This window comes from Streptomyces sp. NPDC026377, from assembly GCF_055567715.1.
On record NZ_JBVHPV010000007.1, the window covers coordinates 153,352 to 169,964 of the forward strand.

14 protein-coding genes are annotated in these 16,613 nt (G+C 73.5%); 8 read left to right on the forward strand and 6 right to left on the reverse strand.

Annotated features, from left to right (window positions below; translation table 11 throughout):
* Positions 1-23: 23 nt before the first annotated feature.
* The 7 genes from ACZ4MU_RS17120 (at position 24) to ACZ4MU_RS17150 (ending at position 7,367) form a co-directional block, all read left to right on the forward strand.
* A complete protein-coding gene (locus tag ACZ4MU_RS17120) occupies positions 24-587 on the forward strand; it encodes a (2Fe-2S)-binding protein (protein WP_467876741.1) in 564 nt (187 codons plus the stop codon).
* Positions 584-1,576: an FAD binding domain-containing protein gene (locus tag ACZ4MU_RS17125; RefSeq protein WP_467876744.1), complete on the forward strand. Its 993-nt coding sequence runs from the start codon at positions 584-586 to the stop codon at positions 1,574-1,576. The genes ACZ4MU_RS17120 and ACZ4MU_RS17125 overlap by 4 nt, the downstream gene beginning before the upstream one ends.
* Entirely contained in the window at positions 1,573-3,714 is a 2,142-nt protein-coding gene (locus tag ACZ4MU_RS17130; RefSeq protein ID WP_467876747.1) for a xanthine dehydrogenase family protein molybdopterin-binding subunit, read from the forward strand. Before ACZ4MU_RS17125 ends, ACZ4MU_RS17130 begins: the two co-directional genes overlap by 4 nt.
* A 350-nt stretch (positions 3,715-4,064) precedes the next feature.
* Positions 4,065-4,535, forward strand: coding sequence for a toxin (locus ACZ4MU_RS17135; protein ID WP_467876750.1), 471 nt, complete (start codon positions 4,065-4,067; stop codon positions 4,533-4,535).
* A gap of 24 nt (positions 4,536-4,559) precedes the next feature.
* Entirely contained in the window at positions 4,560-5,774 is a 1,215-nt protein-coding gene (locus tag ACZ4MU_RS17140; protein ID WP_467876753.1) for an MAB_1171c family putative transporter, read from the forward strand.
* Complete coding sequence (locus ACZ4MU_RS17145; protein ID WP_467876755.1) at positions 5,771-6,793, forward strand: DNA-binding protein; 1,023 nt, start codon at positions 5,771-5,773, stop codon at positions 6,791-6,793. Before ACZ4MU_RS17140 ends, ACZ4MU_RS17145 begins: the two co-directional genes overlap by 4 nt.
* Before the next feature lie 97 nt (positions 6,794-6,890).
* Positions 6,891-7,367, forward strand: coding sequence for a DUF3574 domain-containing protein (locus ACZ4MU_RS17150; RefSeq protein WP_467876758.1), 477 nt, complete (start codon positions 6,891-6,893; stop codon positions 7,365-7,367).
* An 18-nt stretch (positions 7,368-7,385) separates the two neighbouring features.
* Here ACZ4MU_RS17150 and ACZ4MU_RS17155 read toward each other — a convergent pair whose 3' ends face one another.
* From ACZ4MU_RS17155 to ACZ4MU_RS17175, 5 genes are all read right to left on the reverse strand, one after another.
* Positions 7,386-10,253 carry an NHLP bacteriocin export ABC transporter permease/ATPase subunit gene (locus ACZ4MU_RS17155; protein ID WP_467876761.1) on the reverse strand — a complete coding sequence of 956 codons (2,868 nt, stop codon included), beginning with the start codon at positions 10,251-10,253 and terminating at the stop codon, positions 7,386-7,388.
* 1 nt (position 10,254) lies between these two features.
* Positions 10,255-12,528: an NHLP family bacteriocin export ABC transporter peptidase/permease/ATPase subunit gene (locus tag ACZ4MU_RS17160; protein WP_467876762.1), complete on the reverse strand. Its 2,274-nt coding sequence runs from the start codon at positions 12,526-12,528 to the stop codon at positions 10,255-10,257.
* Positions 12,525-13,331, reverse strand: coding sequence for a hypothetical protein (locus tag ACZ4MU_RS17165; RefSeq protein ID WP_467876764.1), 807 nt, complete (start codon positions 13,329-13,331; stop codon positions 12,525-12,527). Before ACZ4MU_RS17165 ends, ACZ4MU_RS17160 begins: the two co-directional genes overlap by 4 nt.
* 74 nt (positions 13,332-13,405) lie before the next feature.
* The gene (locus tag ACZ4MU_RS17170) at positions 13,406-13,633 is read right to left on the reverse strand and encodes a type A2 lantipeptide (protein ID WP_467876767.1); all 228 of its coding nucleotides are present in this window, start codon (positions 13,631-13,633) and stop codon (positions 13,406-13,408) included.
* A gap of 382 nt (positions 13,634-14,015) precedes the next feature.
* Entirely contained in the window at positions 14,016-15,068 is a 1,053-nt protein-coding gene (locus ACZ4MU_RS17175) for a chitinase (protein ID WP_467876770.1), read from the reverse strand.
* A gap of 219 nt (positions 15,069-15,287) precedes the next feature.
* On the opposite strand from ACZ4MU_RS17175, the gene ACZ4MU_RS17180 reads away from it, so the two are divergent.
* A complete protein-coding gene (locus ACZ4MU_RS17180; protein ID WP_467876773.1) occupies positions 15,288-16,292 on the forward strand; it encodes a tellurite resistance/C4-dicarboxylate transporter family protein in 1,005 nt (334 codons plus the stop codon).
* Here ACZ4MU_RS17180 and ACZ4MU_RS17185 read toward each other — a convergent pair.
* Positions 16,276-16,599, reverse strand: coding sequence for a cupin domain-containing protein (locus ACZ4MU_RS17185; RefSeq protein WP_467876776.1), 324 nt, complete (start codon positions 16,597-16,599; stop codon positions 16,276-16,278). The two genes, ACZ4MU_RS17180 and ACZ4MU_RS17185, sit on opposite strands and share 17 nt — an antisense overlap.
* Positions 16,600-16,613: the final 14 nt, after the last annotated feature.

Consider the following 16,613-nt stretch of genomic DNA (forward strand, 5'->3'; position numbering starts at 1 on the left):
ACCCACGCGAGAGAAGGCTGCTCATGAACCCATCGACGTCCAGCGCCATCACCTTGACCATCAACGGCGAGAAGTACCCGCTGACCGTCGACCACCGCACCACGCTGCTCGACGCCCTGCGCGAGCGCCTCGATCTGACCGGCACCAAGAAGGGGTGCGACCAGGGGCAGTGCGGGGCGTGCACTGTTTTGGCCGACGGACGCCGCGTCCTGTCCTGCCTCCAGCTCGCGGTGGCCGCCGAGGGGCGCGAGATCACCACCATCGAGGGCGTGGCGGACGGCGACCGGCTCCACCCCGTCCAGCAGGCGTTCCTCGACCTCGACGGCTACCAGTGCGGCTACTGCACGCCCGGGCAGATCTGTTCGGCCCTCGCCGTGATCGAGGAGCACGCGGCGGGCTGGCCGAGCGCGGTGACCGCCGACGTGCGGCCCGGGGCCGGGGCCCCCGAGCTGACCGCAGAGGAGATCCGCGAGCGCATGAGCGGCAACCTGTGCCGCTGCGGCGCCTACGTCCCGATCGTCGAAGCGGTGGCGCGGGCCGCCGGGTCCGCGCGGGGCGGCACGGCCGGGAAGGAGGCGGTGGCATGAGGGAGTTCGCCTACCGGCGCGCGGCCGACGTTCCCGGCGCGGTGGCGCTGCTCGGCGCCGATCCCGAGGCGCGTTTCCTCGGCGGCGGCACCAACCTCGTCGATCTGATGAAGTCCGGTGTGGAGCGGCCCGCGCTCCTCGTCGACGTGACCGGACTGCCCCTCGACCGGATCGAGACGACCGGGGACGGCGGGCTGCGCATCGGCGCGACCGTCACCAACAGCGACCTCGCAGCCCACCCCGACGTACGCCGCCGCTACCCGGCGCTGGCGCAGGCGGTCCTCGCGGGCGCCTCGGGCCAGTTGCGCAACATGGCCACCGTCGGCGGCAACCTCCTCCAGCGCACCCGCTGCCCCTACTTCACCGAGCTCGCCGCCCCCTGCAACAAGCGCGCCCCCGGCAGCGGCTGCTCCGCCCTCCAGGGCGAGCACCGCAACCACGCGATCCTCGGAGCCTCCGCGCACTGCGTGGCCGTCCACCCCTCGGACATGGCGGTGGCGCTCGCCGCCTTCGACGCGGTCGTCTCCTACGAAACGGCGGACGGGCCGGGCGTGTTGCCGCTGGAGGCGTTCCACCTGCCGGTCGGTGACACCCCGCACCGTGAGACCGCGCTGCCGCCGGGTGCGCTGATCACGGCGGTGACGCTGCCGCCGGCGCCCCTCGCGGCCCTCTCGCGCTACCGCAAGGTGCGCGAACGTGCCTCGTACGCCTTCGCGATCGGCTCGGTCGCCGCCGCCCTCGACGTCCGCGACGGCACGGTCCAGGACGTCCGCCTCGCCTTCGGGGCCGTGGCGTCCCGGCCGTGGCGGGCCCGTACCGCCGAGCGGCTGCTGACCGGCGGACCGGCGGCCGCCGACGCCTTCGCCTCGGCGGCCGACGCGGAGCTCGCGGCGGCGCGGGCGCTGCCCCGCAACGGATACAAGGTGACGCTGACGCGCGATCTCGCCGTGGCCGTGCTCACCGAACTCGCCGAGGAGGCCGCCCGATGACCACGACCACCACGACCGCCCGGGCCACCGGCGCGGTGGGCACCCCGCACACCCGGCTGGAGGGACGCGCCAAGGTCACCGGCGCGGCCCGCTACGCGGGCGAGATCCCCTTCGCGGGCCTCGCCCACGGCTGGCTGGTGGTGTCCACCGTCGCCCGCGGCAGCGTCCGCTGTGTGGAGAGCGGCCCGGTCCTGGCCATGCCGGGCGTCCTGACCGTGCTGCACCACGGCAACGCGCCGCGCGTCGACGCCGACTACGTGGGCCTGCTGGGACGGCCCGACCCGGTCGTCGGGCTCTTCCAGAGCGACCGGGTGCCCTGTGCCGGGTGGCCGGTGGCGCTGGTCGTCGCCGAGACCTCCGAGCAGGCCCGGGAGGCCGCCGAGGCACTGGTCGTCCGGTACGAGACGGAGCCGCACGACGTCGACTTCGTCCCGGACGGGCCCGGCGCGTACACCCCCGAGCCGCGCGAGACCATGGAGACGGACAAGGGCGACCTGGAGCGTGAACTCGCCGCGTCCGCGGTCGTCGTGGACGAGCGCTACACCACACCGGAGGAGCACCACCACCCGATGGAGCCGCACGCGGCCACCGCCCGCTGGGACGGCGGCCGGCTGGAGGTGTACGACTCCAACCAGGGCAGTACGTGGGTGGCCGACGAGCTCGCCAGGCTGTTCTCGCTCGACCCCGCCTCCGTACGGGTGCTGTCCGAGCACATCGGCGGCGGCTTCGGATCCAAGGGCGTGCGCCCCCACCAGGTGGCCGCCGCGATGGCGGCGACCGTGCTGCGGCGCCCGGTCCGCGTCGTCCTGACCCGCCGTCAGATGTTCTCGCTGATCGGCTACCGCAGCCCGACCGCCCAGCGCGTCAGGCTCGGTGCCGACGCCGACGGGCGGTTGCGCGCCTTCGGGCACGAGGCGCGGAACGCGACCTCGACCGTCCATGAGTTCGTCGAGGCGAGCGCCTCGTTCGGCCGGGTGATGTACGACGCCGACGCGCACCGCACCGCCAACCGGCTCGTCCGGCTCGACGTGCCCACCCCGACCTGGATGCGCGCGCCCGGCGAGGCTCCCGGCTCCTTCGCGGTGGAGTCCGCGCTCGACGAGCTCGCCGAGCGGTGCGGCATCGACCCCGTCGCACTGCGGGCCCGCAACGAACCCGCCACCGGGCCCGTCTCCGGTCTGCCGTTCGCGGGCCGGGCTCTGCTCGCCTGCTTCGAGGAGGGCGCCCGCCGGTTCGGCTGGGCGGGGCGCGACCCGCGCCCGGGGGTGCGCCGCGAAGGGCGCTGGCTCCTCGGCACCGGCACGGCGGCGGCCACCTTCCCGGCGGGCGCCCGCCCCTCCACCGCGGCCGTGACGGCGGAGGCGGACGGCACCTTCACCGTACGGATCAGCGCGGCCGACATCGGCACGGGCGCCCGCACCGCGCTGGCGCTGATCGCGGCGGACGCGCTGGAGGCCGGGCCCGGCCGTGTCCGGGTCCGGATCGGGGACAGCGACTTCGGGCCCGCGATGGTGGCCGGCGGCTCGGCGGGCACCCGCTCCTGGGCCTGGGCGATCATGGCCGCCGCGGCGGAGCTGCGCGAACGGCTGGCGCCCGGCGCCGACATCCCGCCCGAGGGCATCACAGTCCGCTCGGACACCTCCGCCGCGATCGCCGCGCTGCCCGAGCGGGAACGGCACTCCTACGGGGCCCAGTTCGCCGAGGTCGCCGTGGACCCCGCCACCGGCGAGGTCCGGGTGCGGCGGATGCTCGGGATCTTCGCGGCGGGCCGGATCGTCAACCCGCTCACCGCACGCGGACAGCTGACCGGCGGGATGATCTGGGGCGTCTCCATGGCGCTGCACGAGGAGGCGGTCCGCGACCGGGCCTCGGGCGCCCCGGTCGGGCCCGACCTCGCGGGCTACCACTTCGCGGCGCACGCCGACGTCCCCCGGATCGAGGCGGACTGGGTGGACGACCCGGACGCGGACGACCCGGTGGGGATCAAGGGCATCGGGGAGATCGGGATCGTGGGGGCCGCGGCGGCGGTCGCCAACGCCGTCTGGCACGCGACGGGCGTCCGCCACCGCCATCTGCCCATCCGCCCGGACCGGATCCTCGCGGCGGGCACCGGGCCGGGCGGGAGCCGGGGCGCTTGACGTCGCGCCCCGGGGCGTCGCGCCCCGGGACGGCGAGGCCGTGCGCGGGCGGTTCCGTCTTCCGGGACCGCCCGCACCCATTCACCATGACCCGGACGAAAGGGGCACCGACACATTTCCGCCCCACCCGTGTGAAGTGAACTCAGCGAAATCTTATGCGTGTTGCGCGTATGGCATCATGGCCGCATTGTCCGCGGGGATCAGGGGCCCTGAATCACGGGCTCATGGAATCAGTGAGGGTCAATTCCGTGCTTCCTGACTCAGCGTTACCGTCAGCGGAGGGCCGTCGGCGCAGGCGCCGTCTCAAAGAGGTCCGGCACACCTGTGAGGCGCTGCTCGCACAGTGGGGCATGGAGCACGGCTGCGGCATCGAGGAACTGCACCGCTATCTCAGTGCGCAGAACCGGCGGCCGATCCATCTCATTCCGATGCCGTTCCCCGAGCGCCATCTCTTCGGTCTTTGGCTGAAAATGGACGACTTCGATGTCATCGCTTACGAGAAGGCCGCATCGCAGTCACACAAAGAACACATCATCGCCCATGAGCTGGCGCATATCGCCTTCCAGCACCGGGGTTCGGTGAATTTCGACCGGACCGACGCGGGAGCGCTGTTCGCGGACGTGGAACCGGGCGTGGTGCGGAGCATGCTGATGCGCTCGCGCTACAGCGACGACGAGGAGCAGGAGGCCGAGACGATGGCCTCGCTGATCCTGGCCCGGGCCACCAAGCGATGGCTCGAACCCGCCTGGGGCGTCCCGGACGAGGCCGCCGAGGTCGTCGCCCGGATCGAGAGCGGTGTGGGGAAGCCGGACAACGGATGACTGACAACGGATGACCGACAACGGATGAACACTGTCTACGGATTGCTGGCGTGGACCTGCGCCATCGGCGGCCTCGCGGCGTTCGCCTACCGGCTGCCGGATCTGCTGCGCAGAAGGCACGACACGGCCCTGTGGGCGCTGTGCACCTACTTCCTCTGTTCCGGGATCAGCTTCCTGGTCGATCTGGACGCCCTGCGGGTGCACATCTCGGCCCTCTTCGGACGCCCCAACGTCACCTCGCTCATCGTGCAGGTGGCGGTCGTCGTGCTCACCGCGGCGCAGCAGGTCGTCCTCGTCCACTGGTCGTGTCCGCCCGAGGAGGCCCGGCTCAGGGCCCGGCGCCGGGTGCTCTTCTTCGGCGTCGCGCTCGGTGTGCTGGTCGCCGCGTCCATCGCCGTCGGCCCCGTGACGAAGTCCACGACGGCCACCTCGACGATCCTGCTCAGCATCCAGCACGGCGAATACGCGCTGTACATGTCGTTCTATCTGGTGCTGTGCGCCATCGGCCAGTTCGAGACCGTCCGGCTCTCGCTGCGGTTCACCACGATGGCCAACCGGCAGTGGCTGAAGGTCGGCATGCGGACGGTGACGCTCGGCGCGAGCCTCATCCTGGTCTACTGCGTCACCCGCGGCATCCAGATCGCCGGCACCCGGCTGCACTTCGACGGCTCCGCCCTCGACCCCGTGCAGTGGTCGTGCGGCAGCGTCGGCGCCCTGCTCCAGATCACCGGCTGGACCATCCCGTCCTGGGGCATCCACCTCACCCGTGCGCGCGGCTGGCTGCGCAGCTACCGCTCGTATCTGCGGCTGCGGCCGCTGTGGTGGGCGCTGTACCAGGCATCCCCGGACATCGCGCTCGCCCCGCCGCGCTGCTGGCCTCGCGACCTCATCCCGCCCCGCGACCTCCACTACGGCCTCTACCGGCGCGTCATCGAGATCCGCGACGGCCAGCTGACCCTGCGCACCTCGCTCTCGCTGGCCGAGTTCGCCCGCGAGGCGCGCTCGCTCGACCTGCCGGAGGACCCCACCTCCCCGCTGGGCGAGGCGCTCCAGGTGCGGGCCGTGCTGAGCCGTCCGCCCGAGGAGCGGGCCGAGCGGGCCGACGCCTCCGACATCCCCGCCCGGCCGCCCTACGAGGACTTTCGCGACGAGGTGGAATGGCTGACCGAGGTCGCGTCCTCCTTCACCGCCCTCGCCCAGGGCCGCCCCCGCCGCTCCGAGACCCGGGTCACCTCATGAGCGTGACGACGGCCCGGGCCTCCTCGGCCCGCGCGCGGGTGTGCGCGGGGGAGCCGGAAGATCCCCGCCCCGAAGAGATCCACGAGGACCCGGCCGCCCTGGTTCCCGTGGCCCTCGCCGCGATCGGGGACCTGGTCGCCCTCGACGCCTCACACGGCGCCACGGCCGCCGTGCCCGCCGCGCGGGCGCTGCTGCGCCGCATCCCGCACCTGTCGGCCGACCCCGCCGCGACCGCCGTCCGCGACCGGGATCTGCTCGCCGCGCTCGCCGAGTTGAGCGAGGTGATCGGCTGGATCCTCTTCGACGCGGGCCACTACCGCCGGGCCCGCCGGATGAACGCGCGCGCCCTCGCCCTCGCCGAGCGCTGCGGCGACCGGGGCACGGCCCGGCTGACGCTCCTCAACCACAGCATGCTGGAGACCCACACCGGGCGTCCCGGGGCCGCGCTGGAGACGGTCTCCCGGGTCGCCGGGCCCCGGCCGCTGCCCGCCCTGGTGGAGAGCCTCGTCCTGGTCCGCCGGGCGCACGCGACCGCCGTGCTGGGCGGCGGCCGGGAGGCCGTGGCCCTCGTCTCCCGCGCCCGCGACCGGTTCCTCGACGGCGCCTCCCCGAACGATCCGCCCTGGGCCTGGTGGATCGACCGGCCCGAACTCCTCGGCCACGAGGGCTGGGTGCTCGCCCGCCTGGGCGCCTGGGACCGGGCCGTCCCCCTGCTGTACGAGGCGGTCACCGCGCCCGGCCCCTCCTACCGCCATCTGTTCACCGCGGAGCTCCTGTCGGCGCTGGTAGGGGCGGGGGCCTGGGGCGAGGCGGAGGCGCTGATCGCCGAGCTCGCGCCCCGGGCCGCCGGGATCGGCTCCGTACGCACCACCGAGACGCTCGGGGCCACGGCCGGCCGGCTGCTGGCGAGCCCGGACGCCCCGCCGAACCTGCGGGACGCGGCGGCCTTCCTGCGGGAGTCGCTGCCCGGCCGGCCCTGCGGCCCGGACGTGGTGATCCCCCGGAACCACCCCGTGTGAGCACGGCCCTGCTCCGAGCACCGCCCCGTGCACCGCCCTCCGCGAAACACCCAGTTCCGAGAACGGCCCCACCCTTCAGTCGACAGACAGGACCCGCATGCTGCACCTTCGGATCTCCACGCCCGCGGCCGCCGCCCTGGTGGCGATCGCGCTCCTCTTCGCCACCGGGGGACCGGTGTCCGAGGTCGCCTACGGGACGGCCCCGTCCCCCACCGCGACCGCACAGGGCACCGAAGGCCGGGGCAGCCCCCACATCGCCACGCACCTCTACTTCGGCACGGGCCGCCACCAGGGCAAACCGCCCATCACCGAAGCGGAGTTCATGAAGTTCGTCGCGGACGTGGTCACCCCCCGCTTCCCCTCCGGCCTCACCCTCCAGGAGGGCCGCGGCCAGTGGCGCGACAAGGACGGCGACATCAACCGCGAGCGGTCCTACGAGCTGACGGTGCTGTATCCCGTCGCCCAGGCCCGCTCCCACGACCGCGACATCGAGTACATCCGCCGGCTGTACTGCGCGACATACGAGCTGGAGTCCGTCGGCCGCGCCGACGTCCGGGCACAGGTCAGCTTCTGACGAGCCCTCGGCCCCGTGCTACCGCAGTTGCCGTCGCACCAGCTCGTGGAGCCGTCCGCCCGTGTCCGCCAGGAGCTCGGCGGGCGGCCCCTCCTGGACGACGCGCCCCTCGGACATCACGATCACGCGGTCCGCGTCCAGGACCGTGGAGAGCCGGTGGGCGATCACCACACGGGTGGCGTCCAGGGCGCGGGTGCTCTCGATGACCACCCGCTGGGTCTCGTTGTCGAGCGCGCTGGTCGCCTCGTCGAAGAAGAGGACGCGGGGGCGCCGCACCAGCGCCTGGGCGATCATCAGCCGCTGGCGCTGTCCGCCGGAGACCGCGCCGCCGTGGGCGATCATCGTGTGCAGCCCCATCGGCATCCGCTTGATGTCCTCGGCGAGCCCCGCCATGGCGACGGCCTCCCACACCTCCTCCAGGGTGAAAGCCTCCGCACCGCAGACGCACTCCAGGATCGACCCGCTGAGCGGCTGGGCGTGCTGGAGCACCACACCGCACTGCCGGCGCACGGCCGCCCGGTCGAGCGCGGCGAGGTCCTGCCCGTCGTACAGGACGCTGCCCGCCACCGGCCGGTCGAAGCCGATCAGCAGCCGCAGCAGGGTCGACTTGCCGCAGCCGCTGGGACCGACGATCGCCACGAACTCGCCGGGGCGCACCTTCAGGGACACGTCGTCCAGGACCAGCGGGCCGTCGTCGGTGTAGCGGAAGGACAGGCCCCGGGCCTCGATCTCCCCGGACAGCGCGCCGGGCCGGGTGCCGCGGCCACCGGCCTCGGGTGCCTCGTCGAGCACCGGCTTGATCTGCTCGAACATCGGCAGTACGGCGGCGGCCGACAGGAACGCCCCGGTGAGCTGGGTGACCGAGGTCAGCACCATGGTCACGGCCGTGTTGAACGTCAGGAAGGCACCCGCGGACAACGACCCCCGCGCCGGGCCCGCCAGCAGGACGAACATCACCAGCGAACACAGCGGCAGATAGACGGCGTTGAGGACCGTCGTCAGGTTCTTGACCCGGTCCGCGCGCTGCTGGAGCTCCCGGCCACGGGCGAACTCCCGCGCCCACGCCCCGTACGCGAAGCTCTCCGCCGCCGCGACCCGCAGCTTGGGCAGTCCGCGCAGCGTCTGGAACGCCTGGTTGTTGAGCTTGTTGCCCAGCGCGACCAGCCGGCGCTGCCAGCGCAGCTCCCAGACGCCGAGGGCGAGGAAGACCGCCGCGATGACGGCGAGCATGCCGAGCGCGGTGAGGGCGAGCGGAACGCTGAAGCAGAGCAGCAGCGCCAGGTTCACCACCGCGACCGTGCCCGCCTGGACCACCACCGGGGTCAGCCCCGACAGCACCCGGCGGATGGCGCTCACCCCCATCGCCGCGCTCGCCAGCTCACCGGTGGAGCGCTCGGTGAAGAAGCGCGTCGGCAGCCTCAGCAGCCGGTCCCACACGGCCGGCTGGAGGGTGCTCTCGATTCGCCCCTCCATCCGCAGCAGGGTCAGGTTCTGCATCAGGGAGAAGGCCGCCGCGACCACCCCGCTGACGATGACCGCCACCGAGACCTGGGCGATCAGGGAGGTCTGGGCCCCCGGCACGTACACCCCGAGGACCCGGCCGGTGGCCAGCGGCACCAGGGCGCCCAGGCCCACCGTGACCAGCCCGGCGAGGACCAGGTTGCGCAGGTCCGCGCGGGTGCCGCGGAGCCCGAACCGCAGCAGCCCCCACTTGCCCAGCGGTGTCTCGGGCAGCGGCCGGTAGAACATGACGGCCCGCCCCTCGAACTCCCCGGCGTTGGCGGCGCCGACCCGGGTGCGCCGGCCCGTCGCCGGGTTCACCGCCTCGTACCCGCCGCGCCGCCACAGCAGGGCGACCGGCGCTCCGCTCGCCGCCCGGCGGCCCACCAGGGGCCCCGTGTTCTCCCGCCACCAGCTCCCGTCGAGCCGGACCGGCCTGCTGCGGACCCGGGAGGCGACCGCCACCTGCTCGACGGGGTCGATCCGCTCGCTCACCGCGCCGGTGAGGGACGGCTCGGTGAGGGTGATCCCGGCCGCGCGGGCGACGAGGGCGCACACCGCGTACGTGGCGTCGTCCCCCGCCCCGGCCGTGCGCGACGGCGTCCTGCCGGGGCGGCCGATGGAGGTGAGCAGGGCCCGGTCGGCCTCCTCGCGGACGGCCTCGCCCGCCTTGACGCCGGCCGCGGTGCGGTCCTCGTGCGCGCGTTCCACGCGCTCGATCCAACGGTCGAGGGCGGACAGGAGCCGGTGCTGCCGGTTGACCATGCCCTGCCACAGCGCCCCGTCGACCAGCAGGTCCCCGGCCGCCTCGGCGCTGAAGGCGGCTCCGTACTGGACGCTGCCGGGGGAGACCGGCAGCCACAGCACGTCGTCGTCGGCCACCGGCTCCTCCGGCGTGCTCCGGCCGTCCAGCGGGGCCTCGGACAACACGCGCTGGCCGCGCCCGACGCCGAGCGAGAAGGCGTGCTCCAGGAGGCTGAGGGCGGTGTCCCCGGTGTCGTAGCTGCTGCCGTACCCGCCCTCGTACGCCATCGCGCCGGTGTAGGCGGTCCGGTACAGCTCCCGCAGCGGGATCCGGCGCAGCACGCACGCGCGCAGCGGTCTGCCCACGAGGGTGTGCTGGGGGCCCTCGACCGGGCCCAGCAGCAGGGTGCCGGGTTCCAGGCGGCCGAGGAAGTGCCAGTGGCCCCGGGCCGCCGCGTCCACCGCGAACAGGTCGAGGGCGCCGTCCACGACCAGCCACAGCACCTGCGGGCCCTCCAGGGAGAAGCCGCGCAGCCCGGCGCAGTCGATCTCCTGGCCGAGACCGCCGAGCGCCGCGAGGACGGGGTCGGGCGCGGGGCCGGGGTGGTGCGCGGGGCCGGTGCTTGCGTGGGGGGAGGTCACCTCAGTGCTCCTTGACCAGTTCGGCGTACGGGCCGCCCGCCGCGAGCAGCTCCTCGTGGCGTCCGCGCTCCACGACCGCCCCGTGGTCCAGGACCACGATCTCGTCGCTGTCGCGGACCGTGCTCAGCCGGTGGGCGATCACCACGCAGGCGCAGCCACGGCGGCGCAGGTTGTCCATGACGACCTGCTCGGTCTCGGCGTCCAGGGCGCTGGTGACCTCGTCGAGCACCAGGACGCTGGGGCGGCGCACCAGGGCGCGGGCGATCTCCAGACGCTGGCGCTGCCCGCCGGAGAAGTTGCGGCCGTCCTGCTCGACGCGGCCGTGGATGCCGCCGGGCCGGCGGGCGACGACCTCGTGGAGGGCCGCGTCCCGCAGGGCGGCGACGACCTCCTCGTCCGGGATGGAGGGGTCCCACAGCGCCACGTTGTCCCGCACGGTGCCCTCGAAGAGGAAGACGTCCTGGTCGACGAAGGACACCGAGGCGGCGAGCGTGCTGCGGGGGATGTCCTCCAGGCGCTGCCCGTCGATGCGGATGGCGCCCTCCCAGGGGGTGTAGAGCCCCGACACGAGCCTGGACACCGTGGACTTGCCGCTGCCGGAGCCGCCGACGAGCGCGACCTGCTGCCCCGGCCCCACCGACAGCGAGAAGCCGGAGAGCAGGGGCGTGTCCAGCGGGCTGTAGCCGAAGGTGATGTCGTCGAGCGTCACATGGCCCCGGAGCCTGCGGATGCGGTCCGGCCGCTCCACGCGCGTGTACACCGCGTCCACCGGGAAGTTCTCCACGTCCTTGAGCCGGGCGACGTCCGCCGCGAAGTCCTGGACGCGGCCGGCGACCGAGTTCAGCCGGGTGACGGGCGCGGTGAAGCGCGTCACCAGCGCCTGGAACGCCACCAGCAGCCCGACCGACAGCTGCCCCTCGACCGCCCGCAGCCCGCCGATCCACAGGATGAGCGCGCTGTTGAGCGTGGCGAGCAGAGGGGCGACGATCCCCAGCCAGGCGCTGGGCACCCCGAGGCGCTGCTGCTCCTCCAGGGTGGTGGCGTGCTGGCCCGCCCAGCGGCGGAAGTAGCCGTCCTCGCCGCCGGTCGCCTTCATCGTCTCGATCAACTGCAGTCCGGTGTACGAGGTGTTGGTCAGCCGGGCGCTGTCGGCCCGCAGCTTCTGCGTACGGGTGGCCCGCAGACGGACCACCACGCGCATCGCGACCACGTTGAGCAGGGCGATGCCCACACCGATGACGGTGAGCTGCGGGTCGTAGGTCCACAGCAGGAAGGCGTAGAGCAGCACCACGACGCCGTCGACGGCCGCGGCGGTGAGGTCGCGGGCCAGGGTCTCGGCGACCGCGTCGTTGGACTGGAGCCGCTGGACGAGATCGGCGGGGCTGCGCTGGGCGAAGAAGGTGACCGGCAGCCGCAGCAGATGCCGGAAGAAGCGGGCGCCGCCGAGCGTGGAGGAAATCATCCGTCCGCGCAGCAGGTTGGCCTGCTGGAGCCAGGTCAGCGCGGCGGTGAGCGCCACCGCCGCGCCCATCGCGGCGAACAGCGTGCCGAGCAGCGAGGTCTGCTCACCGATCAGGAAGGTGTCGATGTACGTACGGCTCAGCGCGGGCAGCGTCGCGCCGACCGCCACCAGCAGCAGACTGGCGAGCAGGGCGACCAGCATCGTGCCGGTGGTCCCGCGCAGCCGCGCCGGCAGCGCGCCCAGCACCCCGGGCCTGCGGCCGCCGCGCCGGAAGCCGTCACCGGGTTCGAGGACGAGGACCACGCCGGTGAAGCTGGTGTCGAAGTCCTCGGCGGGGACGAACCGGCGGCCCTTGTCGGGGTCGTTGATGTACACCCCGCGCCGGCCGAAGCGGCGGCCCATGCCGTCGTAGACGACGTAGTGGTTGAACTCCCAGAACAGGATGGCCGGCGCCGGCACCTCTGCCAGGGCGGCGGGCTCCATCTGCATGCCCTTGGCCGTGAGCCCGTAACCGCGGGCGGCCTTGAGGACGTTGCTGGCCCGCGAGCCGTCGCGCGAGACGCCGCAGGCGATGCGCAGCTCCTCCAGCGGCACATGGCGGCCGTGGTGGGCGAGCACCATCGCCAGCGAGGCGGCGCCGCATTCCAGGGCCTCCATCTGCAGGACGGTGGGGGTGCGCACGGCCCTCACCCGCCTCGCCCCAGACGCCGGGCGGCCCCGGCGCCTGCCCGCCGGGGCACTCTCGGGGCGGTGGCGGCCACGGCCGGGGGGCGGGAGCTGCGGGGGTGCGGGGGAGGCGGGTGGTGCGGTCACGGAAGGAGCCAATCGAGGGGACGCCGGTCGGCCAGGTGGACGGAGCCGGTGGCCAGGGTCATGGAGCCGACCGGGTACGGCGGGCCCTGGGCCGAGGACCAGCGGTAGCCGGATTTCGTGGCGGCCGAGCGGTCGAGCGCGACGAGGACGGCGACCGGTCTGCCCTGCCGTGAGAACTCCTCGCCGAGCTGGGCGTCGCCGAGGAAGGCCGCGATCCGCTCACGGGTCTGGGCGCCGCGGCCGACGGCCGCCACCCTGCCCCGCAGCACGCCGAAGCGGCGGCTGGGCACGGACTCGACGGTGAGGTCCACCGTCGCGCCGACCCGGACCGAGGCGCCCTGGCCGCCCGGCACGTAGAGCATCGCCATCAGCGGATCACCGGCGCCGCCGGTCCGCTCGACGCTCGCCACGTCCGTTCCGGTGGTGACGACCGCGCCGACGGCGGTCCTGAGCGTGGTGAGCCGGCCCGCCTCGACGGCGCGGACGGTCCGGTCGCCGCGCTCGGTGCGGACCTTGAGCAGCGGCGCGCCGGCGGCGAGGTCTTGGCCCTCCTCGGCGAGCACACCGGTGACCTGTCCGGCCACCGGGCTCTGCAGGACGTAGCTGCCCCGGGCGTGGGTGAGGATGCCGGGCGCGCTCACGGTGGAGGAGAGGGATCCGGTCACCGCCCAGAAGCAGGCGGCGGCCATGACGGCCACGGTCACGGCGAGGACGAGCCGCCCCTGCGGGCGCGCGAAACGCACCGGAAGGTCGAGTTCCTCCGGTGACTGGAGCTTGGTGAGGGCCTGTTGGCGGAATTGCACGGAACGCTGCCCCTGCCTGGGGGACGGAAGCGGGAGCCCCGGAACCGAGCGGGTTCCGGGGCTCGCGCGCCGTCTCAGAGACCGGCGACGAGGCCGGAGGCCAGGCCGGTGACCGGAGCGGTGTTCACACCGGTGGTCGAGTGGACGAGACCCGTGACCGAGCCCACGATGCCCGAGACCGGCAGGAGCGAGTCGGCGGTGCCGGTCACGTTGCCGAGCACGGTGCCGACGAGGCCGCCGGACACGTTGTCGAGGTCGGCGTCGGAGATCTCGCGGGTCTCGACCTGGGGGGTGTTGTTCATGGGGGAACTGCCCTTCGTATGGGGGGGAAATGGTGTGGGGGGAATCCCTGCGGAGAAGGCCCCTCAGGGGCGCTCCGCATGGGCCAGGATCAAAGCACGCCGACGCGCCCCCCAGCCAATTCCACCGCGTCTGACCAGGCGTTGTTCCGCCCTGGACCGCCGTCCCGTGCACATCTGTTGAGGGATCGGTGGCAGCTTCTTCACGAGCTTCACTTCATGGATTCCGTTCGGCCGGGCGCCCTTTCTCCCAAGTGGGACACTCCGGGCCTTCAGTCGCCGGTCCGCCGGGGGCGGGTCCGCCCCGGGCGGGCTCGACGTGACCGGTTCGGGCATACGGTGTGCAGGTTTGCGGAAGATGAGGTTCCGCAGTGGAGTAACACAATCAGCGCCCTTGCAGCGCCTTCACGTTGGTGCCGAACGTCCAGCCCTTGGAGCCGTCCCAGTTGACCGACCAGGTCATCAGGCCCTTGAGCGCGCCGCCGTAGCGGTTCCAGGCCTGGGCCACCAGGCTCGGGGACAGGTAACCGCCCCCGGCGCCCGGCTGCGCGGGCAGGCCCGGGACCTGTTTGTCGTAAGGGACCTTGATGGTGGTGCCCTGGAGGGTGAGCCCCTTGTTCAGGCAGTCGGTCTGGGCGGTGAAACCCTGGACGGTGCCCGCCGCGTAGGAGTCGCCGGAGCAGCCGTACATATTGCCGTTGTAGTACTGCATGTTCAGCCACCACAGCCGGCCGTTGTCCGCGTACTTCTTCACGATGGGCAGATAGGCGCCCCAGATCGACCCGTACGTGACGCTCCCGCCCGTCACATAGGCCGTCTCCGGCGCCATCGTGAGCCCGAAGTTCGACGGCATCCGCGCGAGGACGCCGTCGATGATGCGGATCAGATTCGTCTGGGAGGCGGAGAGTTGGCCGATGTTCCCGCTGCCCACCAGGCCGGTCTCGATGTCGATGTCGATGCCGTCGAAGTTGTACGTCTTGAGGATGGGCACGATCGTCGCGACGAACCGGTCCGCGACCGCGCTCGAACTGAGGTCGATTCCGGCCGCCGCCCCGCCTATGGACAGCAGGACGGTCTGCCCGGCCGCCTTGGCCGCGCACATCTCCGCCGGTGTCGCCACCTTCACGGTCGCGTCCATCCCGTCCTCCCACAGCGCCGTGCCGTCGGAGCGGATGACGGGGAAGGCCGCGTTGAGCACGTTGTAACCGTGCGCGGCGATACGGGAGTCGGTGACCGGGGTCCAGCCGAACGGCGGGTGGACGCCGTTGGAGGAGCCGTCCCAGTTCTCCCAGTAGCCCTGGAGCACCTTGCCCGCCGGCTTCGACTTCACCGCGCAGGTGTCGCCCGAGGGTGCGGCGGGCGCGGCGGAGGCGGGCAGTTGAGCGGCGAGCGCGAGGGTCAGGCCCGCTCCCGCGAGACGTAATGTCCGACCGAGCATGGGGGTACCTCCTGGGCTGTGGGGAACCTGGAGACGTACGGGTCCGGTTGCGGTACGGGGACCGGCTGCGCCACACCGTAAAGTGGTCCAGACCTTCCGTCAATAGGTCTGGACCAAGCGGGAACGGGTGCTCTGGACCGCGCGGGAACGGGTGCTTCCCCTGGTCCCGTCGGCGCATCCGAGTGGCGGGCGGGACCGGTGCCGCGTACCGATGGCACGGTGACCCGTCCTCCCGTCCCCCGGTGGGCCGAGCTCCCCCCGGCGGCCGGCGCCGCCGTCATGGCGACCGGCATCGTCTCCGTCGGCCTGCACCTCGTCGGCCACGAGACGCTCTCGCTCGCCGCGCTCGCGGCGGCCGGAGCGGTGTGGCTGGTGCTCGCCGCCGACTTCTGCGTCTGCTTCCTGCGCGACCGCCCGCGCTGGCGCACCCAGGCCGACACCCCGGCCGCCCTGACGGCCGTCGCCGCCACGGCCGTGCTCGGCACCCGGCTCTCGGCGCTGGGCCTGCGGCTCCTCGCCCTCGCCCTGCTCGCCCTGGCCGCCGCGCTCTGGCCCTTCCTGCTCTGCTCCGTCCTGCGCCGCCGGCGGCGGCGGATGCCCGGCGGCGCCTTCCTCGTCTGTGTCGCGACCCAGGGCCTGGCGGTCCTGGCGGCCACGCTCGCGGCGGCGGGCGAAGGCGACTGGCTGGGCCGGGCCGCCCTCGTCCTGTTCTGCCTCGGGGTACTGCTGTACGGGCAGGCGCTCGTCCGGTTCGACTTCCGCCAGGTATGGACCGGAGCGGGCGACCAGTGGATCGCGGGCGGCGCCCTGGCGATCTCGGCGCTTGCCTGCTCGAAGCTGACCGCGTCCGCGCTGTGGACCGGCGGCGCCCACAACGCCCTGCGCACGGCCACCCCGGTCCTGCTCGGCCTCGTTCTCGCCTGGTACGCGGTGCTGCTGACGGCCGAGGTGGTCCGGCCCCGGCCGTACTACGACCTGCGGCGCTGGGCGACGGTCTTCCCGCTCGGCATGGCGGCCGTGGCCACCCTCTCCACCAGCGCCTCCGCACAGATCAGGGGGCTGCGCACGCTGGGCGAGGTGCTGCTGTGGGTCGCGGTGGCGGCCTGGCTGCTGACGCTGGCCGCCTTCCTGGCGACCCGCGTGACGTCGGGCGCGCGCACGGGGGCCGCGCCGTCGGCGGTCCCGGACCGCGCCACCCGCGAGAGACCTACTCCACGGCGGTGACGGCCGTCAGCAGTACCGCCGAGTCCTCAAGGGCGAGCAGACCGTGGCGCTCCTTGGGCAGCTCGCAGAACTCACCGGTACGGAGCTCCTTGTTGCCGCTGTTCGACGTGACCCGCACATGGCCGTGGAGCACCTGGAGACTGGCCGCGAGCGGCGCGTTGTGCTCGTCGAGCTCGGAGTCCGAGGCCAGTGCGATCACGCTCTGCCGCAGCGGGCCGTCGTGCACGACCAGCTGGGCGCTGCGGCCGTGCGAGGCGACGCGGGCCAGAGCCAGATGCTCCTCGGTGAGCGCTGCGAGATCCTGCATGGGCCGGTCCCCTT